This window comes from Enterococcus sp. AAFC-DPL-6103, from assembly GCF_058216595.1.
On record NZ_CM177102.1, the window covers coordinates 1,545,535 to 1,569,865 of the forward strand.

20 protein-coding genes are annotated in these 24,331 nt (G+C 36.2%); 10 read left to right on the forward strand and 10 right to left on the reverse strand.

Annotated features, from left to right (window positions below; translation table 11 throughout):
• Positions 1–36: 36 nt before the first annotated feature.
• The 4 genes from AC4BC3_RS07420 to AC4BC3_RS07435 all read right to left on the reverse strand — a co-directional run bounded on the left by AC4BC3_RS07420 (position 37) and on the right by AC4BC3_RS07435 (position 7,986).
• Complete coding sequence (locus AC4BC3_RS07420; protein ID WP_206910873.1) at positions 37–798, reverse strand: formate/nitrite transporter family protein; 762 nt, start codon at positions 796–798, stop codon at positions 37–39.
• Between the two features lie 169 nt (positions 799–967).
• A complete protein-coding gene (locus tag AC4BC3_RS07425) occupies positions 968–6,706 on the reverse strand; it encodes a COG1470 family protein (protein WP_490466172.1) in 5,739 nt (1,912 codons plus the stop codon).
• A gap of 66 nt (positions 6,707–6,772) precedes the next feature.
• Positions 6,773–7,282 carry a hypothetical protein gene (locus AC4BC3_RS07430; protein WP_490466173.1) on the reverse strand — a complete coding sequence of 170 codons (510 nt, stop codon included), beginning with the start codon at positions 7,280–7,282 and terminating at the stop codon, positions 6,773–6,775.
• Between the two features lie 83 nt (positions 7,283–7,365).
• Positions 7,366–7,986: a hypothetical protein gene (locus AC4BC3_RS07435; protein ID WP_490466174.1), complete on the reverse strand. Its 621-nt coding sequence runs from the start codon at positions 7,984–7,986 to the stop codon at positions 7,366–7,368.
• Between the two features lie 884 nt (positions 7,987–8,870).
• On the opposite strand from AC4BC3_RS07435, the gene AC4BC3_RS07440 reads away from it, so the two are divergent.
• Positions 8,871–9,170: a bacteriocin immunity protein gene (locus AC4BC3_RS07440; RefSeq protein WP_490466175.1), complete on the forward strand. Its 300-nt coding sequence runs from the start codon at positions 8,871–8,873 to the stop codon at positions 9,168–9,170.
• 71 nt (positions 9,171–9,241) lie between these two features.
• Here the strand turns inward: AC4BC3_RS07440 and AC4BC3_RS07445 are convergent, their stop codons facing one another.
• From AC4BC3_RS07445 to AC4BC3_RS07455, 3 genes are all read right to left on the reverse strand, one after another.
• Positions 9,242–10,495, reverse strand: coding sequence for an LPXTG cell wall anchor domain-containing protein (locus AC4BC3_RS07445; RefSeq protein WP_490466176.1), 1,254 nt, complete (start codon positions 10,493–10,495; stop codon positions 9,242–9,244).
• A gap of 440 nt (positions 10,496–10,935) precedes the next feature.
• The gene (locus AC4BC3_RS07450; protein ID WP_067481306.1) at positions 10,936–11,280 is read right to left on the reverse strand and encodes a metal-sulfur cluster assembly factor; all 345 of its coding nucleotides are present in this window, start codon (positions 11,278–11,280) and stop codon (positions 10,936–10,938) included.
• Between the two features lie 140 nt (positions 11,281–11,420).
• Positions 11,421–12,359 carry a YitT family protein gene (locus tag AC4BC3_RS07455; RefSeq protein WP_242589842.1) on the reverse strand — a complete coding sequence of 313 codons (939 nt, stop codon included), beginning with the start codon at positions 12,357–12,359 and terminating at the stop codon, positions 11,421–11,423.
• 166 nt (positions 12,360–12,525) lie between these two features.
• Here AC4BC3_RS07455 and AC4BC3_RS07460 point away from each other — a divergent pair, with 166 nt between their 5' ends.
• Positions 12,526–13,017, forward strand: a complete 492-nt coding sequence (locus tag AC4BC3_RS07460) for a YajQ family cyclic di-GMP-binding protein (RefSeq protein ID WP_490466177.1) — start codon at positions 12,526–12,528, stop codon at positions 13,015–13,017.
• A 135-nt stretch (positions 13,018–13,152) separates the two neighbouring features.
• Here the strand turns inward: AC4BC3_RS07460 and AC4BC3_RS07465 are convergent, their stop codons facing one another.
• On the reverse strand, positions 13,153–15,501 hold the full coding sequence (locus tag AC4BC3_RS07465) for an ATP-dependent DNA helicase (protein ID WP_490466178.1): 2,349 nt from the start codon (positions 15,499–15,501) through the stop codon (positions 13,153–13,155).
• Between the two features lie 345 nt (positions 15,502–15,846).
• Between AC4BC3_RS07465 and AC4BC3_RS07470 the strand changes: the two genes are divergently transcribed.
• The 5 genes from AC4BC3_RS07470 to AC4BC3_RS07490 all read left to right on the forward strand — a co-directional run bounded on the left by AC4BC3_RS07470 (position 15,847) and on the right by AC4BC3_RS07490 (position 20,981).
• Positions 15,847–16,473: an MBL fold metallo-hydrolase gene (locus tag AC4BC3_RS07470; RefSeq protein ID WP_206907476.1), complete on the forward strand. Its 627-nt coding sequence runs from the start codon at positions 15,847–15,849 to the stop codon at positions 16,471–16,473.
• Between the two features lie 23 nt (positions 16,474–16,496).
• Positions 16,497–17,201: a histidine phosphatase family protein gene (locus AC4BC3_RS07475; RefSeq protein WP_490466179.1), complete on the forward strand. Its 705-nt coding sequence runs from the start codon at positions 16,497–16,499 to the stop codon at positions 17,199–17,201.
• Between the two features lie 166 nt (positions 17,202–17,367).
• Complete coding sequence (locus tag AC4BC3_RS07480) at positions 17,368–18,201, forward strand: undecaprenyl-diphosphate phosphatase (RefSeq protein ID WP_206907483.1); 834 nt, start codon at positions 17,368–17,370, stop codon at positions 18,199–18,201.
• 192 nt (positions 18,202–18,393) lie between these two features.
• Positions 18,394–20,322 (forward strand): heavy metal translocating P-type ATPase, encoded by a 1,929-nt coding sequence (locus AC4BC3_RS07485; protein WP_490466180.1) that lies wholly within the window; start codon positions 18,394–18,396, stop codon positions 20,320–20,322.
• Positions 20,323–20,525: 203 nt separating this feature from the next.
• Entirely contained in the window at positions 20,526–20,981 is a 456-nt protein-coding gene (locus tag AC4BC3_RS07490) for a DUF441 domain-containing protein (protein WP_206907485.1), read from the forward strand.
• 79 nt (positions 20,982–21,060) lie between these two features.
• Here the strand turns inward: AC4BC3_RS07490 and AC4BC3_RS07495 are convergent, their stop codons facing one another.
• Complete coding sequence (locus tag AC4BC3_RS07495) at positions 21,061–21,708, reverse strand: DUF1361 domain-containing protein (protein ID WP_490466181.1); 648 nt, start codon at positions 21,706–21,708, stop codon at positions 21,061–21,063.
• A gap of 141 nt (positions 21,709–21,849) precedes the next feature.
• On the opposite strand from AC4BC3_RS07495, the gene AC4BC3_RS07500 reads away from it, so the two are divergent.
• From AC4BC3_RS07500 to rpsT, 3 genes are all read left to right on the forward strand, one after another.
• Positions 21,850–21,978, forward strand: a complete 129-nt coding sequence (locus tag AC4BC3_RS07500; RefSeq protein WP_256869128.1) for a hypothetical protein — start codon at positions 21,850–21,852, stop codon at positions 21,976–21,978.
• A gap of 180 nt (positions 21,979–22,158) precedes the next feature.
• Positions 22,159–22,428 (forward strand): hypothetical protein, encoded by a 270-nt coding sequence (locus tag AC4BC3_RS07505; protein ID WP_206907487.1) that lies wholly within the window; start codon positions 22,159–22,161, stop codon positions 22,426–22,428.
• 413 nt (positions 22,429–22,841) lie between these two features.
• Entirely contained in the window at positions 22,842–23,096 is a 255-nt protein-coding gene (gene rpsT, locus AC4BC3_RS07510; protein ID WP_067481289.1) for a 30S ribosomal protein S20, read from the forward strand.
• A gap of 183 nt (positions 23,097–23,279) precedes the next feature.
• Here rpsT and holA read toward each other — a convergent pair whose 3' ends face one another.
• On the reverse strand, positions 23,280–24,323 hold the full coding sequence (holA, locus tag AC4BC3_RS07515; protein ID WP_490467302.1) for a DNA polymerase III subunit delta: 1,044 nt from the start codon (positions 24,321–24,323) through the stop codon (positions 23,280–23,282).
• Positions 24,324–24,331 lie beyond the last annotated feature (8 nt).

The window sequence follows — 24,331 nt, forward strand, 5'->3', positions numbered from 1 at the left end:
TGGACGGTTTATTGAAAGGTTTTTCTCTTACTTTTCTTAGTGACCTTTATAACTTAAATAATAGAAACCTGAAACAAATATGCCTCCGCCTACAATGTTTCCTAAGTAGACTAGTATGAAATTCCTAAAAAATTCTGTCCAACTTAATGAACCCTCGAAAATAGCTGCAGGAATAACAAATGCATTTGCCACACTATGCTGAAAACCAATCGCAACAAAAATCATTACGGGAAACCAAATACCTAAAATTTTCCCCGCAGCATCTTTCGCACCATAACACAACCATAAAGCTAGTCCAACAAACCAGTTACAACCAATTCCAGAAATAACTGCTTGTACCCAAGAAACGTTTACTTTGTGTTCGGCTAACGAAAGTACCTGGTTTAAATACACGCCACTATGAGTCAAACCTAAAACATGACCAAACGCAAATGCGACAAACAAGGCTCCCACTAGGTTGGCTAATGTGATTGTTAACCAATTGATAACAAGTTCTTTAAAAGAAACTTTCTTCGCCATCCAAGCTGTACTCACAGCCATCATGTTTCCTGTAATCAATTCTCCACCGGCTAATAAAATCACGATTAAGCCGATTGGGAAAACAGATGCGCCAACTAATGCCTGAACGCTAGCCAAGTCTGCAGGGATTGAAGCTGATACTCGAATATATGCTAGATAACCTAAAGAAATCATCGCGCCTCCAATGAAACCCAGAATACATTTGGCTACCCAAGTCTTTTCAATTTTTTTTTGACCATTCTCTATACTGATTGCTAAAATTTCACTTGGTGAATACACAAAAACCTCTCCTTTAATTTTTCTTTTCCTTTTACTACTTTACAGTTAAATCAACCGTTTTCAATAGTTTTGTACATTTTTTCACTAATTCCTCATTTCCGTGAAATTCTCTTCATTATGAAACAAAAAAAGGTAGCTATGATCTAAAATCGTAGCCACCTTTTTCATATTATTTTATAGATTTGAATCTTAACCTCAGTGTTGAAGAAGATTGTGATACTTCCGTTTGTTGATTCACAGAACCATTAAATGAAAGTTGCTTGATTTCTCTTGAATCGAGCGTTAACAAAGATTGAATTTGATTAAAACCTTGTTCATTTTCATATAACCTAACGGACTGATTGCCAGAAGTTATATTTAATAATAGGTTTTTCCCTTCCAGTTTTTGATCTGGTGTAAATTGATCGACCAATACTTCAACTGGTGTTGTCGAATTATTCTCCATTTTATAAACTGGAGAAATAATTTTTTTATCCTCTGAACCAAAATTCATTTTAGTTGGAATAGTTATATCTATCTCTGATGCATCCACTTCAGTAACTAAACTACCTGGTACATCGACCGTTGCTTCAGGGATTTCTTGTTCGGCTGTACTCTCATTGATTGCTTTACCAGTTACTTTCACTACTGGATTTTGATTTAGTGCTTGATCGGTCACTTTAACCATTAATTGATGAGTAAAAGTTTCACCCGCTGCTAATTCAGTTAAAGGAATTGTTTGCTCAGAACGCGTTACAGCTTCTAGTCCTTCCGGTAACTCAACAGATAAGTTTCCAGTCTTCAATATGCCGATAGGACTATCGTTTGTTAGCGTATATGAATAAAGCAACTCATCACCAACTTTGGTTTCTTCTTCTGTCCTAGACAGATTTGTAACTGACAAGTTCGTTGTTAAGGTCAAGTTTGGTGCTTTGACCAGAAACGATACTGGATATTGATATTCAAAAGTACCACCGCTTTTTAATGTTTCTGAGACAGTAATAATCGATGTGCTTCCACCTACTTTTGACGTATCTGGATACATTGAAAATCCTTTGACTTGAATATTGTCATAATTTTCGGTTGAAAGAAACTCATTTACTCGTTTATCTAGTTCCTCCTCCGTTGTCCCTTGTTCGATTTCTTGAAGTTCTGTTGTCAAACGATTGATGTTCATCAAAGAGTAGCCGTTTGATGTCAATTCATAAAGCGCATCATCGTAACCCTCTGATTCTTTGACAAGAGCTTCATTTCGACTGATATACGTCTCAGTACCATTACAGTTCCAGCTAGGAGAATCTCTATGATAAGCAGAAACGATAAGGACATCCCCATAAGAGTAGTTCTGATTAGCAATCAAACTATTCCAAGTTTTCGTTAACTCCTCAGGTTTCTGGTAAACAGTATCCGTCTTTAGTACAGTAAGTTGATGTGCTAACGACCCACGGTAAATATTGACTAATGGGCGTAGACTTAATCTGTCTTTTGTTGGTCCCGGGGTTGCAACTAATTTCGGTGTACTTTTATCGGCTAATAAGCTGACTGCAATCGTTGGATCAGTTCCCATCACGATACTGTTACCATAAAGCACTTTGTAGTCAATGGTTACATCCACTGATTTGTTGAAAGTTGGACTTTTAACACGCACCACAGCTTGGTGTGCTCCCACTGTCGAAGCGTTAATCGGCTCACCGACCCACTCAAAAGTCAACTTACCTTCATCTTCTGGGGTAGAAGTAACTGTGACATATTCCTTTGCCTCATTTGACAATGTTGTACCTAAAGGAATATCCATTATTTGTTTTGCAGAAACATTTAAATCATTCAAAACATTGAAAGTGACTTGATATTCATAAGTATGTGTTTGACCGTCAATTGTTTCTTCTACCAATACTTTTCCTTGCGCCATTCCAGCTTTGGAACGATCTGGATATTGCGAGATTTTAGAAACTTTCAAATTATTACCACTTACCCCTAGAAAATCAATCATATCCTCTTTTTTCTGATCCAGTTCTGCATCCGTAGTACTAGTGAAAATCGTCATTTCATTCGTTTTCAATTGATTCAACCGATAAGGAACGAAGCCATCTGCGGTTACTGCAAAGTACGTAATCCCTTCATTTTGGGTTGAATATGTGATCGCTTTTTCATCTTTAAAATATGAGTTGCGCCATTGTTCTTCGTGCCAAATTTTGACAACATCGCCTAATTGAACAGATTGTTCTCCACTCGTTCCAAAATTCTCTACAACTTCTTTGGTTGTATCAGTACCATTTGTTTCTTTATAGTAAGTACTGCTAAGCTGTTCAATGTTCCCAGTGCCTCTCAACAAAGTGATTGAATGATAGGGAGTATCACCAAAAAAGTAATGAACTCCACTAGGAGAATAATTTTTATCTTGACCGTAATTCACACGAATAGAATAGGAACCACCAACATTTTTTAAAGTATATGCACCACTTGTACCACTAACATAACCACGAAGCTGAATCGTGTGTCCCCAAGACATTTTGACTGGTACTTGTAAATAGGTCACCGCACCATTTGACTTACGGGTGATTTCCACACCAATTTTATCCGTAACCGTCATATTATCGAAGCTAGGAACTGAGGTAATCTCCGCCGTGTAATCAGAAGAATCGATTGCCGATCCATCTTCGAGACGTACATTGGTAACCATCTTCGAGACGTCAGGTATCTCTCCTGACCATGTTCCGAGCTCGATCGTTTGTTCCACCACATCTGCCTTGATTTGCCGATCATCCGTAACTTTGAAAAGCACCTCATATTCATAAGTATATGTGTGGCCGTCAATTGTTTCTTCTACTAACACTTTTCCTTTTGCCGTTCCTACTTTTGATCGATCAGGATACTCAGTGATCTTAGAAACTTTCAACCCGTTTCCACTCATGCCTTTAAAATCAATCATATCATTTGCTTGTTTATCCAATTCTTCATCTGACATCGTGGTTTGAATCGTCATCTCTTTTGGTTCCAACTGATTTAAGCGATACGGCTCAAACCCCTTTTCAGTGACGGCAAAGTAAGCAACTGCTTCATCTTTTGGTAAATACTTGGTTTCTGTTTCATTTTTGACGTAGGTATTTCGCCACTGTTCCTTATGCCAAATTTTGACAACATCACCAATTTGAACTAGCTGTTGGCTATTTGTTCCAAAACTATTGACAACTTGATCAGCGGACACGTCCCCCTTAAATTCCTGATAATAGGTACCCGTCAACTGGTCGATTCTGCCTGATCCTCTCAGCAAAGTGATCGACTGATAAGGTGTCCCGCTGAAATAACTATGTATTCCAGATGTTCTATAATTTTTATTTTCTCCATAACTTGAACGTATATAATAGGAATTCCCTATTTTGTGTAACGTATAGGCGCCTGTCGTACTATTACTTTCTCCACGAAGCTGGATCGTATTTCCCCAAGACATTTTGACTGGCACTTGGATTTTGGTAACCGCTTTTGTCGTATTTCTTGTTAGTTCGACTTCGATTTTATCGGTTAATGCCAAATTATCAAGATTAGGCGCCCAAGATATTTTAACTGTATATTCGCTTGGATCTAGGGTGGTCCCGTCATCTAATCGAACATTGGTAACCATTTTATCTGCAGCTAGCTCCCCTGTCCAGGTTCCTAAGTCAATTGTTTGTTCCACTGGATCTGCCCAAATTTGTCGATCATCCTTCACATTAAATGTTACTTCATATTCATAAGTATGTGTTACATTTGAAATCGTTTCTTCTACGAGGACTTTTCCTTTTGACGTTCCTGTTTTGGACCGATCTGGATACTCAGTAATCTTAGAAACTTTCAATCCATTTCCACTCATCCCAAGAAAATCAATCAAATTACCTGCTTGTTTATCTAACTCTGCATTGGTGGTTGTGGTCGTAATTGTCGTTTCTTTTGGTTTCAATAGGTTTAAGCGATATGGGATGAAACCATCAGATGTTACTGCAAAATAGACATTTCCTTCATCCATGTCTGAATACCTAACACTGCTTCCATTCCTAGTGTAAGAATTTCTCCACTGTTCCTTATGCCATATTTGGACGACATCGCCAAGTTGAACTTCTTGTTGTGCGTTAAAACTATTTACTACCTCATTCGTAGTGACTTCTCCATTGAATCCTTTATAGTACGTGCTATTTAGTTGATCGATTCTTCCCGTCCCTCTTAGTAACGTGATTGACTGATAGGTCATTCCTTTACGATACTCATGAATACCAGTACTTCTATAATTTTTATTTTCTCCATAGCTGGAACGAATATAGTATGTATTTCCTATTTTATGAAGTGTGTATGCACCACTTGTACCATTGTCATACCCGCGAAGCTGAATGGTATTTCCCCACGACATTTTGACTGGCACGTTTACTGTACTTACCACACCTGTTGACTTACGTGTTAACTCTACTACGATCTTTTCAGTAATAGCCATGTTATCAAATGTAGGCCTCGATACAATCTGCGCTGTGTACTCAGAAGCATTGAGGGGGGTACCATCTTCTAAACGTACGTTTGTAATCATCTTTGAAATATCTGGTATTTCGCTTAAGAATAATCCAGCTCCAAGTACTATCGTTTGTTCTAGTGGATCTGCCCAAATCTGTCGTTTATCTGTCAGGTCAATAGATAAATTTGTAGTAACAGATGTAATATTTTCCAGGGGTAGCGCACTATAAAATGAATAACCATCACGCATCAGCATCTTCTCCCCACTCGCATCATGCTGTGAAGTAATACTTATTGAGTGATTTCCACCAACATTCCCGTTTTTTATGCGTTTCATTTGATAGGTTATATTTGTCCCCGTACTACCGACTTTTTCTAACTGAATATATGGAGTGGCAGTTGAATCAAGTGTTAACTGAAATTTATCAGGATCAACGATATATTTTCCTGCCATACTTGCATTATTGTAAGTGACACCATTTCCCTCAACCAATCCATTAATATTAAATGTGACAGAATCGCCAACATTCTGTCCCAATTTATTACAGTTTGACTCGATTTGTTTCACTGCTTCGTTAGCAATTTTGTTATGACCGCTTTCCTTCCACTTCTGATAGAGATCGTTATATGCACTAGGTATTCCAGCAGGCGCGACATTTGTCTGTTCTAACCAAACAGGATCATCATCATAATAAGTCAATGTGAGGGTCTTTGATTTACCATTTGGATACCAGTTAATATCCCAAACATACTCTGTTTCAGTCATTTCGACCTGAAAATAGTATCGAATTTGTGCAGAAACAGTAGATATAGTAGATGGATAATTACGTGTCACAGTGTTGGTAAAAGTAGTCGTTCCATTTCCTGGCTGAACTTTTACTTCAAATGAAGTAGCTGATGAATTATTACGTACCACAGATGCATTAACTGCTAGTAACTTGGTTTTATATTCCCATTTATATCGACCACTTTCTGCGGTAGTTGTTGGTGCAAACCCACTTCCTATAGCAAAGGATTCCGAAACTTGTGCTCCAGCATAATTTCCCAGCCGTTGTGTTGATGCTGCTTGACGACGAGCAATTTCATTCTGAAAAGCTTTAACGGCTTTGCTCAGTTGCTCTTTTTGTGTTTCATTGAAATCTGTTATAGCAGCCGGTTTTTTCTTACTCGTTGTCGTTGCTTCATCCGTTACTTCAGAAGTTGTTGCTATTTTTGAAGAAAAAGATTCCTCTGCAGAACTTTTTTGCGTAGCAGATACTTGCTCCTGACTTGTCGCTATTGTCGAGTCCGTTGTCGATGGTTCTGTTGATGAAGCTTCTGTCTTTGATGTTTCAGCGGTTGTCTGCTCTTCTTGTGCCCATACAATTTGATTACTAATACTCACCAAATGAGTAATTTCTGAAAGTAGCAATGCTACTAACATCAGCCAGATGATCATCTTTTGTCTATTCTTCATTCTTGTTTCATCCTTTTTTGTTCAGCCCTTCTCCACCGTCCTCCATACATATCAACGCCTCCTTTATTAACTAACATATAAAACACCGTCGATTGTCGATTGATTGATTTCCTTTTCCTCATCATAGATCGTATAAACAATCGTTACTTCATGACTACCTTCGGACAGATCTTTTGCTAGCTTGGCTTCCATTAATTGTCGATTTGCAGGTATCAGTCCAGATTTGTAAACCTGTTCATTTCCTTCTTTCAGCAAATAGGCTACTTGGATGCTGTAAGCATTCGTCGGTTTGTTTTTCACCGCGATTTGAGCAACATTCGTTTCTTTTGAAACTGCGATCTCATGTTTCAAATTGATATTAAAATTGTCTTTGTCGACTTCTGTTTGCATGAACTTTAGCATTTCTTCATCTGTCATTTTTTCTAAATTTTGTTCAACGTCTGGCAATCCGCTGATAACTTTCGGTGTTTCTCTGAAAAAGTAAAATGAAAAAAATGCGCCTAATGCAACAAGTAACAATAGTAATAAAATCAATAATCGTCTTTTTTTCTTCTTATTTTCTTTTTGTTCCACCATTTTTGATATCCCCCTATGTCAAAACCCAGAAAAGGAGAAAGATTAGTCAATCTCCCTCCTTTACTTCAAAGCTCTTTATTTGCTTATTTTATTGCTGTAAAGTGTAGAGACATGTCATATGTAGGTCTCAATGCTGCCGCTGCGTCTCCCGTTGGAAAAGCACTTTGATCAATGTTTCCTGTGAATTCAAAGTTTTTCGTTGATGTTTTAGGAACAGTTACCAGCTTTGTTCTTGCATTAAGCATTTGGCCTGCTTTTGTTTGTAAAGAAACTGCTGCTTCACCTGTTGCTACAACTGATAAATCTTGTTTTATATCAACGGCATTTTTTGAACTAAATTTTTCAACAGAAACTTTTACATCATTTGATGTTGAGTTATTTGTTAATTTATATGTCGGTGAAATAATTGCTGATGTTGGCTTTCCAGCATCATCTACACTATTAGCATATAAAACGGTCGTTGGAATTGTGATGTCGATGACTGTTGGATCTTCTGGATCAGTTGGATCTGGAGATTCTGGATTTGATGAATCCCATGCACCAATCCAACCATTAACCGCTACATTCCCAGCATCTTGACCCTTGATCGTTTGTCCGCCAGCTTCATTTGGATCTGTTTCTCCTGCTTCCCATGCACTTGCCGTAATTGGAGCCAAAACAACTCCACCTAAAATTAAGGTACTAACTAATAATTTTTTTACCATTTTTATATCTCCCTTTTTTATTTTTTTCAATAAAACTATTTTTTAAATGAATACTTCCAAGCCAAATTCAGATAAGGTAAAACACTTTACTTCTAGTCTTACCTACACGAGGGTTACCTAAATTTGCTTATGCACTCATTATAAAAAAAGTATTATTTTCAAACATAATGTTTGGTTCCAAAGAAATTTGTCTTTTTTGCGTAGTATGCCTTGGAACACAAATTATACTAGCAAACGAACACAAATAAATTCCAATCAAATTTTACCTAGACATAGGAATACAATTCATCGTAAAAATTTCCACTTAGTTTTAAGTCATATTTTGTTTTTAAAACTAAACATACTAATTTATTGCTCGTTTTTCTAATAAACAAATATTTTCTCTAATAAAAAACATAATTTATAAATATGTATTTTTGAAACGGCTGATTCTAAAAACAGTAATGTCACTGCATAAAAAATCAAATACTATATGTTCGCGTTTTCACTACGCAATATTAAAATAACTTAAAAAATACAAAATGTCAATATAAACTCTTTTTATATCTATTATTTTAGTATAGTAAAATAATAGATATTAGTTAAAAACAAAAAATATATTTACTAAAAAATAAAAAATGTGTTTGAAAAACAACTTTAAATAAAACAACTACAGACTCCGCGATAAAATGAAATTAAGATTAAAAAATCACACGTCACCACTAATAAAAACACAAAAAACTATTATTTGATTTTTAACTAGTGTTTTTTTATCATTTGTTTTGCGAGGATAGCTCTTATGCAGCAGAACAGCAAAAATGGAAGAATCTATTCCTTTTAGTTAAGGATTTTTCTTTTGAGTTCCTTAGGTAAAAGTGCTACGCTACTCACAAGGAGATGGTTCAATGTCTGAAAAAAAAATCATGCTCATGATGGATCAATTAAGTTCTGCTTATTCAGATGAAGAAGTTGCCAAGATGCCAAAAATCAAAGAAATGATTTTTAATGCTGCACAAGAATTAGAAAGAACGGAAAACACGAAACTAGTAGCTACAAAGCTTTGCCACGCAATCACGCTTAGTTGCCTTGAAAATAAGCAACAACTTCCAGAAGCAGTTCTCAAACTATATTATCAACTAAAACATGATGCAGAAATTTATCAAGGTACTGCTGTTGCCGCCATGCTACTTCCGCTCTGGTTTTAATCAAAACAAAACAGTCTGAGATAAAATTATCTCAGACTGTTTTCATAATTTGCTTTCAACGGATCGAAATTTTATTGATCCGTTTTTTTATTTTTACGATACCAGAATGTAAGTAAGACAAGCGTAATCGTACCAACTCCCGCCCATGCAATCAAGGGTTTAGACGCATCATTCGTTTTAGGAAGTTTTTTTTCGGACTCTTCAAAACTGTCATTTGTTGAATCAGACGAATGACTCGTGTTAACTACCAAACGAGTTCCTTTTTCGACCGAACTATTTGTATCAGAAACTCCCTTGTTGCTACTTGAGAATGACGGAGTGTTACTTCTATCTGTCGTGCTAGTACTTGTTGTATCTGTAGTACTGCTTGAATCTGTCGCGCTCGTGCTTGTTGTATCTGTGGTACTACTTGAATCTGTGCTATTTCTTGTTGTATCTGATGTACTACTTGCGTCTGTTGTGCTCGTACTTGTTGTATCTGTGGTACTACTTGAATCTGTCGCGCTCGTGCTTGTTGTATCTGTGGTACTACTTGAATCTGTGCTATTTCTTGTTGTATCTGATGTACTACTTGCGTCTGTTGTGCTCGTACTTGTTGTATCTGTGGTACTGCTTGAATCTGTCGTGCTAGTGCTTGTTGTATCTGTGGTATTGCTTGAGTCTGTTGTGCTCGTACTTGTTGTATCTGTGGTACTGCTTGAGTCTGTCGTGCTAGTGCTTGTTGTATCTGTAGTACTACTTGAGTCTGTCGTGCTAGTGCTTGTTGTATCTGTGGTACTGCTTGAGTCTGTCGTGCTAGTGCTTGTTGTATCTGTAGTACTGCTTGAGTCTGAGTTTTCTTCAGCCAAAATCATTTCAGTTTGAGCGTATGGGGTTAAGTGATTGCTGTCGCCTTCCACCCCGTCTTTAATTTTAATAGTAAATAAACATGGCTTGTTAGAATAAGCGTTTAACGTTACGGAAAAACTACATACGCCACTATTTCCATCGATTTTTAAGTCATCATGATCATTAATTGTCAGATTAGGATCTACATTTTCAAAAGCAACTATTGCTTGTTCGATTGCTTCCTGATCACCAGAAAAGCTAACAGATGTGTTAATATTGATTGTTTCCCCCACAGCTAATTTTTTTACACCGGAATTATAGTCTGAAAACTCTCCAGTAAACTTGATGTTATTGACATTCCCGTATGTTGACTGTGTCCAACTAGAAACTTGACTATTCGCCATTTCTGATTGGTTTGGTTGATAGAAAATTTCCCCGAGATTTACTAATGGACTGATTAATAATGATGATGCAAAGAATAAACTACTTATTTTCATATACAAAACCTCTTTTCTTTTCTATTCTGCTCTCAACAGTATCGATATCAGCAAAAGGTTTCAAGGTATAGACAATTATTCTAATCGATTATTTACGATAATGTGAAATTCTTTTTTTTTATCTCATATTCCCTCTCATATAACGTTTTCGTGTCTTTTTTATAAAATAACTAACGAAAGAATTCGATTAATTGGCTAATTTCTTATAAATTTTTCACCTACAAAATAAGCTAGAATTCCATTTCATTTGTTTCTTAAAAAAATTCTCAATAACATGACTCGGTGCCTAATTTGCTGTTTCTAAATTGCACGAAAACTTTTTAACATTGGATGATTTTGATGAACATCTGACTAAAAACAGAACAAAAAAACTCCTTCACTAGCATCTGAGCTAATAAAGGAGCAACAATTTTCTGTTTTATTTAAAATGTGTAAATTCTTTATCTAATCCCCAAAGCAATTCGAGCATAACGACTCATCTTATCCGTCGTCCACGCTGGGTACCACACAAGTTTCACTTCGACTTTCTTCACTTCTTCGACTTCACGTAAAGCATCGTGAATGGAGTCTGTTAAGATATCTGCTAATGGGCAGCCCATCGTTGTTAAGGTCATTTTGATTACCGTGTCGCCATCTTCTGGATTGAATTCAATATCATAAATCAAACCTAAGTTAACGATATCGATTCCTAATTCGGGATCGATTACTGTTTCTAATGCAGAAAGAATTCGTTCTTTGATTGCTTCTGTTTCTTGTGCAGACCAGTCTTGGTTTGCTTCTGTCATAGTCGACACTCCTTCGTCCAATTTTGTTTATCATACTCTCTTTTTACTGATTTGTAAATGAGAATTATAACGTTCATTTCTCGTTTAGCGTTACGTTTTTTTATCTACCAAGAATTTATATTAAAGTTATTATTAACTGCTTATCTTTTTTTACGGTTTTGTTTATTTTTAGGTTCAGGTAAAACTCCTGTCGAGCGATAGGTTTTTTGTTCCTGTTCATTTGCAAAACGACCAAAAACAGATTGTGTTGGCAGAATGTTAATAAAGGCATCTTCATCAATTTCGTGAACGATTTGATCTAAATCGTACAACTCATAACGCGTGATCACCATCATGATCATTTTGCCTTCTTTTTTTGAATAGCCACCAACTGAAGGTAATAAAGTAAGTCCACGCACCATATTTTTCATTATTTCTTCGGTTACTTGGTCTGGTTTGACCGTCACGATCATTGCTGTTACTTTCTGGTGACTTGTATGGATCGCGTCGACTACCTGCGTCAAAGCGTAAATCGAAATAATTGTATATAATGCACTTTCCCAGTTGAAAAAGAAACCAGCAATTACAACAATGATACCATTTAAGATAAACATGTAATTACCAACAGTCTTCCCAGTTGTCTGCGATAAAACTAACGAAATGATATCCATACCGCCAGTTGTAAAGCCCATTTTAAGAGACAAACCTGCACCGATTCCTAGCAAAACACCACCAACTAAAGCATTCATCAAAATATTGTCTGTTACGTGTCCTACTGGCATAATCGTTGTCATCAACGATACGCCTAGAACATTGATAAAACTTAAAATCGTCGATCCTTTACCAACTTTTAAAAAACCTAAGATAAAGACAGGGATATTTAATATAAAGATAAAGATTCCGGTATCAGCTTGGATATGGAACCACTCATACAACAAAGAAGCAATGATTTGCGCAATCCCGTTCATTCCCGCAGAAAAAACATTTGCTGGGATCAAAAAATAATTCAAAGCAACAGCTGCTGTTACCCCGGTTATCAAAATCACCACTAATTTCTTCAGCATTTCATTTTTTTGATAAACAGTCATCACTTTGCTCATGAGCACCTCTCCTCTACACCTTATTTCAAATGTAAGAATAACAGTTTCTTAATTAAAATAAAACACCTGTTAGATAAATGAGAAGAATTTTAACAAACGCTACTTTATAAATGAGGCACTATGCTACAATAAAAGAAACTGACTGTGAAAATAAGGAGGAATATCCATGGCAAAAGATGCAAGTTTCGATATCGTTTCAGAGGTAAATATGGAAGAAGTAAAAAATGCAATTCAACAAACAACAAAAGAATTAACCAATCGTTTCGATTTCAAAGGGTCTACAGTTGAAATCAAATTAGAGCAAAATCGTTTAGTCGTTTTAGGTGATGATGATTTTAAATTAGAGCAAATCAAAGATGTTTTGCTAGGTAAATTGATTAAGCGAGGTGTTCCTATTAAAAACATTCATTTTTCTGACTCTGAACACGCACTGGGTGGAAAGACTAAACAAAATGCTGACTTAGTTAGTGGAATAGATCGAGAAAATGCGAAAAAAATCACAACAGCAATCAAGAATGCCAAGTTAAAAGTGAAGGCACAAATTCAAGAAGATCAAATTCGGGTAACGGGTAAAAGCCGTGATGATTTACAAGAAGTGATTTCTTTGTTAAGAAAACTTGATTTGCCGATTGAATTGCAATTTACTAATTACCGTTAAAAGTTATGATGTAAAATGATTAACTTCAAGTAATAAAGCGTCTTTTCTAAAAATAGCTTCTCCTATTTTATCTAAAGGAAACTTATTACTAAAGAAGGAGCCGACATTATCGATTGTCGACTCCTTTTTTGGTGTTTATTTTGTCGTTTGTTGCCAAAATTTATTTACCGTTTCATCAAGCCCACTTAATGTTTGGACCTTTGCAGCATTTTGCCAATGTCTAGGAAACAGTTGACTATAAGTTGGACTAGCAAAGCGGCGATCTGCTAATACGATAATTCCTTGATCGGTCATATCTCGAATCACTCGACCGGCAGCTTGCAATACTTTATTCATTCCCGGCAATTGATACGCGTAAGCAAATCCAAGTTGCTCCTTTTCATCATAGTATTCTTTAATCAATTCTTGCTCGTGATTCATTTGAGGTAACCCAACACCAACGATCATACTGCCAATCAAACGAGTTCCCTTTAAATCAATACCCTCTGAGAAAATACCACCCAATACGCAAAATGCGATCAATGTTTCTTGTGGATTTTCCTGAAAGTTCAATAAAAATGTTTCGCGCTCATTCTCATCCATTTTTGTTTCTTGAATCAATACTTTCACTTCAGGATACTGTTTTTTAAAGACCGTCACCACTTGATCCAGATAGCTATAAGAAGGAAAGAAAACAAAATAATTTCCTGTTTTTGCTTGTGTGAAATGCGCAATCGTTTCAACCAATGCCGGTAAGCTTGCTTCTCGTTTTCGATAAGTGGTTTCAAGATAACTTGCAACAATCACTTGCTGATTTTCCTCAGGAAATGGACTTGGTAAACGATACGCCAAACTATCTTTTCCACCTAATGTTTCTTGATAGTAAGATAATGGAGAAAAACTAGCAGAAAACAATACACTGCTCCGTCCTTTTGCTAGCGACTGTTCAAGAAAATAACTTGGATCGATGCAAAATTCCTTCACTACCAAATCGTACAAGTTCTTCTCAACTGTTGTTTCATAGTGATCATCGTAAAATTCACTGATTTTCAAAAAATGCAACACCTCAAAGTAATAAGATAATAACTGTTCTTGCACGGGATGCTCTGGATATTCAGCTAGCCATTCTTTGATGTATTCACTGACTTGGTACAGTGATTTGGTCAATGAGTCTGCAGAAGCTTTTTGATGGTGATAAGTTTTAGTCTCTAGCGCTTGCTCAATTTGTTTAAATTCCTTTTCTACCTTTGTCAATCTCCGCCGTAATTTAGCGTATTCTTTGGGAATAGCTTCTTTGACTTTCTTCGTTTTACTATAAGAGATCTCTGCTGAATACATCTCTCTTGAGCGCCCCACCAGATTATGTGCTTCGTCAATCAGAAAAAGATTTTCTTCATTTTTTTCTTCTTCAAAAAATCGTCGCAAATAAACAGTCGGATCAAACAAATAATTGTAATCACCAATAATCACATCACACCAAAGACTTGCATCTAAAGATAATTCAAACGGGCACAACATATGTTTTTTTGCATATTTTTCAATCACTTCTCTGGTCAGTTGATTTTCGTGATTCAATAGATCCCATAAACCTTCATTGATTCGATTATAATAACCATTGGCATAAGGACACTGATCCGGGTTGCAAGTCGTTTCTGTCAAAAAACAAATTTTATCTTTTGCAGTAATCGTGACACTTTTTGCTTGCGCCCCAACATCTTTCAATGCAACTAGAGCATCTTCGGCGACTTGTCGTGTGATTGTTTTGGCTGTCAAATAAAAAAGTCGTTCTCCTTCACCTTCGCCAATTGCTTTTAACGTTGGGAACAACGTGGAAATCGTTTTCCCCGTCCCTGTAGGCGCTTCGACAAAAAGTTTTTGCTTTGTCCGAATCGTTTTATAGGCCGCAACAGCAAGTTCACGTTGACCTTTGCGATACTGTTCGTAAGGGAATTTCAATGCCATCAACGACGCATTCCGAACAGTCCGCCAATTTTCAGAAAAAATCAGCCATTCTTGATAATCCTCAACTAATTTTGTAAAAAAAGTATCTAACTCATCAATCGTTTGGTGCTCGATTTTTCGAGTAATAATTTCTTCCGTTGTTTGGAAATAAGTCAATTGTAAATTGATTTCTGGCAAGTCATGCTCCTGACTATAGATATAAGCATACACTCGTGCTTGATGAAAGAACAATTCAATTTGCTCTGGTTCTAAATCTTCAAAGCGTGGTTCAGAAGTCTTGATTTCATCGATATAGTAAATGCCCTCTTTTTGAAAGATCCCATCTGCTCTGCCTTCAATCGTTAATTGGTAACCGTCTAAATCTACCGTTTTTTTAAGAAACACTTCTTTTTCATAGGTTTCTCCGCCTTGCTTTTGCAACTTCCGGTGAATTTTTGCGCCTTCTAATGCGGTATGGTTACTCTTTTTGCGATTATCAATGCTTCCTCTTTTTAAAATGAATTCAACAAGATTTCGCACAGAGATTTTTGATTGTTTCACCACATCCGCCTCCTTCTTTCGTCTATAAGATTACCTGAAAAAAACTCATTCGCAAAGGATGAAACACAATAAACGAACTTTTTCTTTTTTGGGCAAAAAAATACCCTGCTGGATGGGCAGGGATATAGGATATAGAATTTGGATTTTTGGATGAGATAAATATAACAAGGTCAAATTAAAATGTGATGAAAACTCCCTATCCTTCCGTTTAAAATATGTAAATACTTTTCATATAGTCTGATAATTCAGATAAGTGGGCTTTTTTGTTCGATGAGGATGAATACGTTATAATATAGTAAGGATTAATAAGTCATTCGACTTGTTTGAAAACATATTGGAGGAATTCTTATGCACATTGAACGTCTAAAAACTGGGCCAATTGAGGAAAATTGTTACTTAGTCTACAACGATGAAGCGCTACTAATTATTGACCCAGGAGAAGACGCTGATTTGATTCGTCAACAAATCACTAAAACAACACAGCAACCTGTAGCTATTCTGTTGACGCACACACATTATGATCATATCGGCGCCGTTGAAGAACTACGTCATTTTTATGACATTCCTGTTTATGTCAGCCCACTTGAACAATCTTGGTTAGGTGATCCTATGCTTAACCTTTCAGGACTTGGTCGTCACGATGATATCAATAATATAATTGTCGCCCCTGCTGACTATGAATTCGAAATGAAAGAATATACACTCGGAGACATTCATTTCCAGGTCGTTCCTACTCCTGGACATTCAATTGGGAGTGTCAGTTTTATTTTTGATGATTTCGTCGTTTCTGGTGATGCATTATTCCGCGGAAGTATCGGAAGAACAGACTTGTACACTGGCAATCTAGAACAATTGTTGCACAGCATCAAAACACAGCTATTTGTTTTACCAAATGAATTCGCTGTCTATCCAGGACATGGTGACGCGACTACAATCGAATATGAAAAACAAACAAATCCATTTTTCAATGCATAATTTATTTTAGGAGGAATGTTCAAATGACTGAAACAACTCTTTATATTGTCAGACATGGGAAAACAATGTTTAATACGATTGAGCGTGTTCAAGGCTGGTGTGATACCCCACTTACTCGTGAAGGAAAAGAAGGCATTCGTCATCTAGGACTCGGATTACGAGAAATAGAATTTGCTTTTGCTCATTCAAGTGATAGTGGTCGCGCAATTGAAACTGCTCGTACTGTTTTAGGAGAACATTTAAAAGGAAAAGAAATCCCATATTCAATCGATCCACGAATTCGTGAATGGTGTTTTGGATCACTTGAAGGTGGTTACGACAAAGAAATGTGGGGGGTCATTCCTCGTGTCTTAAATTTTAAGACACCGGATGAAATGTTTACAACTGACGTAACCTTCGAACAAATTGCAAATGCTGTGTACGATCTAGATACTGCTGGATGGGCTGAGACTTACCAAACATTGAGAGAACGTGTATGGAATGGTTTTGAAGATATCGCACATCATTGCGAGAAACATGGTGGCGGAAATGTTCTAGTCGTTTCACACGGTTTAACGATCGCTTTCTTACTGAACTTGATCGATGAAAAACAACCTGTACGTGCGGGTTTAAAAAATGGTAGCGTGACAAAAGTTTCTTATCAAGATGGAAAATTTGCGATTTTAGGAATTAATGATGTCAGCTATATTGAAAAAGGAAAAGCACTTACTCGTGATTCTTTCCTATAATAAAAAATAAATTAAAAACAACTGCGTGAACATTCTTCACACAGTTGTTTTTTTGTGTGCTGAAAAGAACTTTAGAAATTTTTTCTTAATATTTCAAAACAGTTTGGTTTTCAAAAAAAAGAACGGTATACTATAACATGTATTTTGTTTGGAAAGGAAGGAATTTATGTTTTTTGCAAATGTTATTAAAGCAGTTATCTTGGGAATCATCGAAGGTATTACCGAGTGGTTACCTATTAGTAGTACTGGCCATTTGATTTTAGCTGATGAGTTCATCAAACTTGATGCTAGCACACAATTCATGTCCATGTTCAATGTGGTCATCCAATTAGGGGCCATCTTAGCCGTCGTTGTTCTTTATTTTCATAAGCTAAATCCATTTTCACCTAGTAAAACAGCAATTGAGAAAAAAGATACTTGGTCATTATGGTTCAAAGTGGTGGTTGCTTGTTTACCAGCTGTAATCATTGGGTTACCACTTGATGATTGGTTGGAGGAACATTTCCATAACTTTTTATCCGTTGCTATTGTTTTGATTATTTATGGGATCGCATTTATCATTGTTGAAAAAAGAAACAAAACAAGAAAACCTCGTTGGGAATCTTTAAACGATTTTACGTATCAAGCAGCTTTGATGGTCGGTCTATTCCAAGTATTAGCACTTGTTCCCGGCACTTCTCGTTCTGGTGCAACTATTTTAGGTGCAATCATCATTGGCGCTTCACGTTTTGTTGCAACTGAATTTTCATTCTTCTTAGGCATTCCAGTTATGTTTGGAGCTAGCGGATTGAAAATCGTGAAGTATTTGATGGAAGGCAATACTTTCGGGACTGAGGAAACCGTCGTTTTACTGGTGGGTACACTTGTTTCATTTATTGTTTCTATTTTAGCCATCAAGTTCTTATTAAGTTACTTGAAGAAGAATGACTTTACTGCTTTTGGTTGGTACCGAATCATTCTAGGAATTATTTTAATCGGTTATTGGTTTATTAATATGTAGAACATAAAAAGAAGCTGGGATCAATAGATCCTCGCTTCTTTTTTTATTTGTTTTATTGATAATAATTACTATCTGCAAAATAAATAAAATCATATAAAACAACTGATAACCATTATCGTTCTCAATTAGCATATTTTATTATCAATTAGGTTTTGACTATGCTATAGTAATTTTGAGAAGGAGGAATGCCCAATGGCACTTTTAAAAAGAAAAGCATTTATTTCTACGATTTTTTGTTTTATATTTATGAGCTTAGGCTTTATTTTTACTAAACTTGCCCTCCCCTTTGCCCCTTTCTTGTATCTTTTGGCAATTGGAATTGGTGGCTTTAAACAAACAAAGGAAGGCTTGACTGAATTATTTTCCGACCATACATTAAATGTCGATTTGCTCATGGCTCTCGCTGCTATCGGTGCATGTCTGATTGGAAATTATTTTGAAGGTGCCATGCTGACATTTATTTTTTGTTTAAGTGGTGCGCTAGAAGAATATACGACAAATAAAAGTCAAAAAGAAATCACTGCGTTGATGAACTTGCAACCACAACGAGCCTTACAGCTTTTCGAGACTGGTGAAACGAAAGAAGTCGATGTAACTCAATTAACAATCAATGATAAAGTCTTTGTTCCTAAGGGTGCGGCGATTCCGATCGATGGTCAATTGATGAGTGCAGCAGCGACAATTGACGAAGCAGCGATTAGTGGTGAATCTGTACCAGTGGAAAAACAGCAACATGATCCCGTCTTCGCAGGAACGTTAAATCAAGGAAATCCCTTCACGATGACAGTAACAAAACTTAGCTCTGATACAGTTTTTGCTAAAATTATCCAACTTGTTGAGGAAGCACAAAATACGCCAACGAAAACAGCTTCCTTTATCGAACGAATCGAAAATACGTATGTCAAATTCGTGCTACTTAGCGTTCCGCTGATGATTCTTCTCCCTCACTTTTTGGTTGGATGGACTTGGGAAGAAAGCTTTTACCGTGGAATGGTCTTGCTCGTTGTCGCTTCACCTTGCGCCCTCGTTGCGTCCGCGACACCAGCAACTTTGGCTGCTTTATCCAATGCCGCTAAAAATGGGATTTTGATCAAAGGTGGCATTCATTTAGAACAGCTGGCTGAATTAAAAGCAATCGCTTTTGATAAAACTGGAACACTAACTCGTGGAAAACCAATCGTAACTGATTCCTTCTTCTTAACAGATGATCCAATCAGTAAAAATGTTTTGGTTGCTATGGAAAGCCAAACGACACATCCATTAGCTGAAGCAATCATCAATCATTATGAGCTTCAATTAACAAAGGAGCTTCAGCAGTTGACGGTTGAAGAAATCACTGGCTTTGGCCTCACTACGAATTACCAAGGGAAACGATGGCATGTCGGAAAACACGCTTACTCACTAGCTGAGATCAAAAAGGATGAAAAGCTAGCAACTCTTGTTGAAGAACTAGAAAAACAAGGAAAAACCGTTATTTTCTTTTCAAGAGAGAATGAACTATTAGCGATTCTCGGTTTATTAGACGTCCCTAAGACAAATGCAGCAGGTGCAGTCCACTATTTCAATGAATCTGGCATCCATACTAGTATGATTACTGGTGATAATCTTGGTACTGCTAAAGCAATAGCTACCCAAGTTGGTCTTTCTGCTTTTCACGCCGGCTGTACGCCTGAAGAAAAAACAGCAATTATCAAGCAAGAACAAACACAATATCAAACGAACGCTATGGTTGGTGATGGTGTGAATGATGCACCAGCTTTAGCCACTGCTACTCTTGGTGTAGCTATGGGAAAAGGAACTGATATTGCAATTGATGTGGCCGATCTCGTTTTAATGAATAGTGACTTAGACAAATTAGTTTACAGTCATCGTCTTTCTTTAAAGTTAAAGCGAATCATCAAACAAAATATTGTCTTTTCCATTGGTGTCATCATTTTGTTGATTCTTTCAAACTTTCTTCAATTCCTAAACTTGCCCTTCGGTGTTATTGGTCATGAAGGTAGTACTATTTTAGTGATTCTTAATGGATTACGAATGTTGCAGCCACTTGCTCCTTTGAAAAGCGACAATTCTGATCGATGTACGTCTTGTCCGTTGTATCAAGCTGCGATTACTCATTAAAAATGAAATGGTTGTGAAGTACAGTTTGTCTTTATGAAATAGAAATTACTTTCTGATTTCTTAAAGCACAAACAAGTATTCACAGCCTTTTTTTGTAAATCGACTGCCTTATTGACAATCTTCTCATTGCTTCAAGATTTATCGACTTTTGTTTGGATAATTGAAATGGTATGATTAACTTCTAGATAAAGGAGGTCTCTTAAATGGAAAGCTGGTTATTTCTTGGTCTTATTTTATTGATTGCATTTATTGCAAAAAACCAAAGCTTACTAATTGCCACAGGTTTTGTACTATTGCTTAAATTAATCCCCATCTCCAAAAATATCTATCCTTGGCTTCAAGGAAAAGGGATCAATATCGGGGTCACGATCATCACTGCAACGATTTTGATTCCAATTGCCACCGGTGAAATTGGTTTAAAAGATTTATTAGAAGCCTTTAAATCACCGATGGGCTGGGTTGCTATTTTTTGTGGTGGTTTAGTTGCAGTCCTTTCCTCAAAAGGAGTTGGGTTGATTGCTTCCGATCCTCAGATTACCGTAGCTTTAGTGTTTGGTACAATTCTTGGTGTTGTTTTCTTAAAAGGAATCGCTGCTGGTCCAGTTATTGCATCTGGCATCGCTTATTGTATCTTGCAACTTATTTCAATCGGAAAGTAAAAAAAGCTTACCTTTGGTGTACTCGAAATCAGCCGTATTTTCGGCGATTCAGTCACACTAAGGTAAGCTTTTTTTCTATTTAGTTGATCCCTTCTGTTTCAATGACAACTTTTTTTATAAACCAAAACATAAAAAATAGCCAAAGATGAAAAATAGTAAATAACAAAATAATCAACAGTTTTTCAAAATTCCATTCAACAAAGGCAATTTGAATGACACGTAGAGGCTCTTTGAACAAATAAATCGAATGAATTCTTGGTGGAAATCTTCCTACATACACACCTAGCGAAGATAAAAACGAAAAAATCATCAAAGAACTATTTTTCAGCATTCTTGTTTGCCCGAACAACGGGAACGTGGCAATTATTTTTTCAGCTAAAACAAATCCTAATAAGACGTACGTAAAAACCAATAATGCTAAAATAATGAATAATGTCCAGTGTCTGACATCTGGTATCCCTGCTAACTTAGCCGGCGCATAAATGTGTAGCCTTTTTACGTGAACGAAATCTGTTAATAAGTACGGAATATTTGGAAAAAAAAGTAACCAAATCGGCATTAATAGATAGCTACTCCTTTTGGTCTTATTTCGTAATATCTGGTAGGATAGTTCTACAGGAAGATAGGCCAGAAACGTGTTGACTGGTAAAAAAACCAATGGTGTATCTGGAATGAATGTGACAATCATGGCAATCGCTGTCAACAAACGAACAACCCAAATAAACATCGAACCACTCCTTTTCTTTCATATTGTAACGAATAATTTCGCGTAATGCACTCTACTTTTCGATAAGAACATTGATATTTTGCTGTTTCTTAATAAATGATTGTGTAAGATCCATGGTATACTGATAGGGAGGTGAATACAATGTTAGAAAAAATAAAATATTTCTTTGGGACTATTGGCTGGTTTGTCTTGGCTATTCTATTGATTTTAGGCTTAGCATATGTTCTCTTTCCTGACTTGATCCAAAATGTTTTTCAATTTAAATTTTAAATCATCACGAGTGCTTTTTATCAATCTTTTGGTCGTTCAAGAGTTGCTATCCAGGTCGAAAGACTTCTGGAGGCAACTCTTTTCTTTTTTGGCTCAAACACACTTTTTTTGCTATACTAGGTGTTAAGAACATCAGCAAATGATGTCAGATTGCAACAATAATCAGAAAGGAAGACGCTCATGGAAACCTTTGAAGGTCTTTTAATAGATACTTATGTACTACAAGAACAACCAATGATGCTAACTGGCATCAATCTTCAGCTTGAAGACCGCGTAATTAACGGCTTGTTAAAAGACCGTTATTTAGCTAAATATATTTTACGCCTACCATTGAACAAATATATTCTAGAAGTTTCAGGAAAATGGAATCGCAGAAATCAATTAGTCATCAAAAAAATGATGATCAAAAATATTGATGAATATATCAAAATCGTTGGCACACCTGAGTAACTGTTTTCATGATATTTTCAAAGTTATAAAATAACTATTTTTTTCAATCAGAATCGTTTATTAAATCAAGAATGTAATCCCTTTTCAAAAAACACTTTGCAAACGGTAGCACTTGTTATATAATATCCATGTACCAAACATTCCCATTCAAATTTTGTTTTAAAATATAGATCTAATCTAGTTTGGTTAACGCTATTGTCTCCCACAATAGCGTTTTTTTGTTCTCACATTCTTTTCACTCACTATCTAGTCAGTCATTTGCTGATATTCAATTAAAAAATTTTGCTCTTTTGCTGTTAAGGAAAAAAACTTGTCATGTTCATATTGCAAAGCTAGCTTCCTTTAGGTATAATAATGAATGTTGAATTATGCGGTAACTCGCGTAAGAACTTATTTTATCGGAGGTGAAACTAATGCCAAACATTGAATCTGCAATTAAACGCGTTCGCACAAGCGAAAACGCTAATGTAAAGAATTCATCTCAAACAAGCGCTATGCGTACTGCTGTCAAGAAATTCGAAGACGCTGTTGCTTCAGGTGCTGAAAACGTAGATGCGTTATATAAAGAAGCTGTTAAAGCAATCGATATGGCTGAGTCAAAAGGTCTAATCCACAAAAACAAAGCTAACCGCGACAAATCTCGTTTAAGCAAAAAAATCGCTAAATAGTAAAAGAATCGGCTGAGGCCGATTTTTTTATTTGCTGATTTGACAAACAAGGGAGGGACAAAACAAACATGTTTTGTCCCTCCCTTGTTTCTTTGCCTCGTTTACTTGTTGAAGAGGACAAATAACGTAGCTTTCACGCACTTTTTGCTCCACAAACCTTCTTATGTTGAACCAAGCTTCTGTCTACTGCCTAACTAATTGTCCAGCTTGCAAAACAAATAGTTGGAAACTTAATTCTTTATCGATCTGTCCCGTTTTGATCTGATAATCTAATTCCACCAATTGATCAAATAATCGTACCAACAATCCTTCGTCAAAACGACGAACTTCTTGCATCGCTAGTTTGACTCGATACGGGTGAACCTTTAACGTTTCTGCAATATTTGCTTGCTGATAGCCGATTTTGATCAAGAATTTTGTTTGTAATAATAAGCGTAATTGCGCCAACAAAATAGCATTGATTTTGATTGTTTCCTCACCTTGTAAGACCAGATCTTCATACAATCGTAATGCTTGTTCTGTATTTCCAGTCAGCACGTATTGTGTCATATCGAAAAGATTATGCTCCAGTGTTTTAGGCACAAGCTGTTCCACTTCCTTGGACGTGATTTTCTTTTGATCTTGTGCAAAAAGCATTAATTTTTGTAATTCTCGCATCAACTTCGATAAATCCAAATCCGTTAATCGTAAAAACAAATCAATCGCGTAACGATCCATCGCGATTTCTGAATTATTTAACGTGTTTGTCAAATATTGACGAACTTCTTTTTCATTCAGTTGCTTCACATCAATGATGATTGCAGTCTTTTTCAGCTGCTTTGTTACTTTTTTTCGTTCATCTAGCTTTTCGTATGGTGCAAAGAAAACCAACACAGTTGATTCTAATGGTGCCTTTAAATAATCGACTAATAAATCTGTATTTTGCTCAATCCCATTATTCACTTTCTCACCAGTTAAAAAATAAGGATTTTCTACGAATACTAATCGTTGTTCTCCAAAAAATGGTAGAGTTTCCGCCTCTGCGACTACTTCATCCAAACTAGTATTTTCCATATCAAAACTCAAAAAGTTTAAATCATCTTTACTGTCAACTTGTATTTTTTTCAAAATTTCTTCTCGCACTTGATCTTGTAAAAATTTTTCCGTTCCTAAAACTAGGTAACAAGGTTGTAATTTTTCTTTGCGAATTTTTTGTAAGTCTGCCTGCACGCTCAAATTATTCACCACTTTCAAAA

Bases quoted from the DNA above. Each gene is read 5' to 3' on its own strand.
- AC4BC3_RS07505 (WP_206907487.1), top strand. From the start codon at position 22,159: ATGGAAACCTTTGAAGGTCTTTTAATAGATACTTATGTACTACAAGAA.
- AC4BC3_RS07450 (WP_067481306.1), bottom strand. From the start codon at position 11,280: ATGACAGAAGCAAACCAAGACTGGTCTGCACAAGAAACAGAAGCAATC.
- AC4BC3_RS07475 (WP_490466179.1), top strand. From the start codon at position 16,497: ATGACTGAAACAACTCTTTATATTGTCAGACATGGGAAAACAATGTTT.
- AC4BC3_RS07495 (WP_490466181.1), bottom strand. From the start codon at position 21,708: ATGTTTATTTGGGTTGTTCGTTTGTTGACAGCGATTGCCATGATTGTC.
- AC4BC3_RS07470 (WP_206907476.1), top strand. From the start codon at position 15,847: ATGCACATTGAACGTCTAAAAACTGGGCCAATTGAGGAAAATTGTTAC.
- AC4BC3_RS07480 (WP_206907483.1), top strand. From the start codon at position 17,368: ATGTTTTTTGCAAATGTTATTAAAGCAGTTATCTTGGGAATCATCGAA.
- AC4BC3_RS07500 (WP_256869128.1), top strand. From the start codon at position 21,850: ATGTTAGAAAAAATAAAATATTTCTTTGGGACTATTGGCTGGTTTGTC.
- AC4BC3_RS07485 (WP_490466180.1), top strand. From the start codon at position 18,394: ATGGCACTTTTAAAAAGAAAAGCATTTATTTCTACGATTTTTTGTTTT.
- AC4BC3_RS07445 (WP_490466176.1), bottom strand. From the start codon at position 10,495: ATGAAAATAAGTAGTTTATTCTTTGCATCATCATTATTAATCAGTCCA.
- AC4BC3_RS07440 (WP_490466175.1), top strand. From the start codon at position 8,871: ATGTCTGAAAAAAAAATCATGCTCATGATGGATCAATTAAGTTCTGCT.
- AC4BC3_RS07435 (WP_490466174.1), bottom strand. From the start codon at position 7,986: ATGGTAAAAAAATTATTAGTTAGTACCTTAATTTTAGGTGGAGTTGTT.
- AC4BC3_RS07430 (WP_490466173.1), bottom strand. From the start codon at position 7,282: ATGGTGGAACAAAAAGAAAATAAGAAGAAAAAAAGACGATTATTGATT.
- AC4BC3_RS07425 (WP_490466172.1), bottom strand. From the start codon at position 6,706: ATGAAGAATAGACAAAAGATGATCATCTGGCTGATGTTAGTAGCATTG.
- AC4BC3_RS07490 (WP_206907485.1), top strand. From the start codon at position 20,526: ATGGAAAGCTGGTTATTTCTTGGTCTTATTTTATTGATTGCATTTATT.
- AC4BC3_RS07455 (WP_242589842.1), bottom strand. From the start codon at position 12,359: ATGAGCAAAGTGATGACTGTTTATCAAAAAAATGAAATGCTGAAGAAA.
- rpsT (WP_067481289.1), top strand. From the start codon at position 22,842: ATGCCAAACATTGAATCTGCAATTAAACGCGTTCGCACAAGCGAAAAC.
- AC4BC3_RS07460 (WP_490466177.1), top strand. From the start codon at position 12,526: ATGGCAAAAGATGCAAGTTTCGATATCGTTTCAGAGGTAAATATGGAA.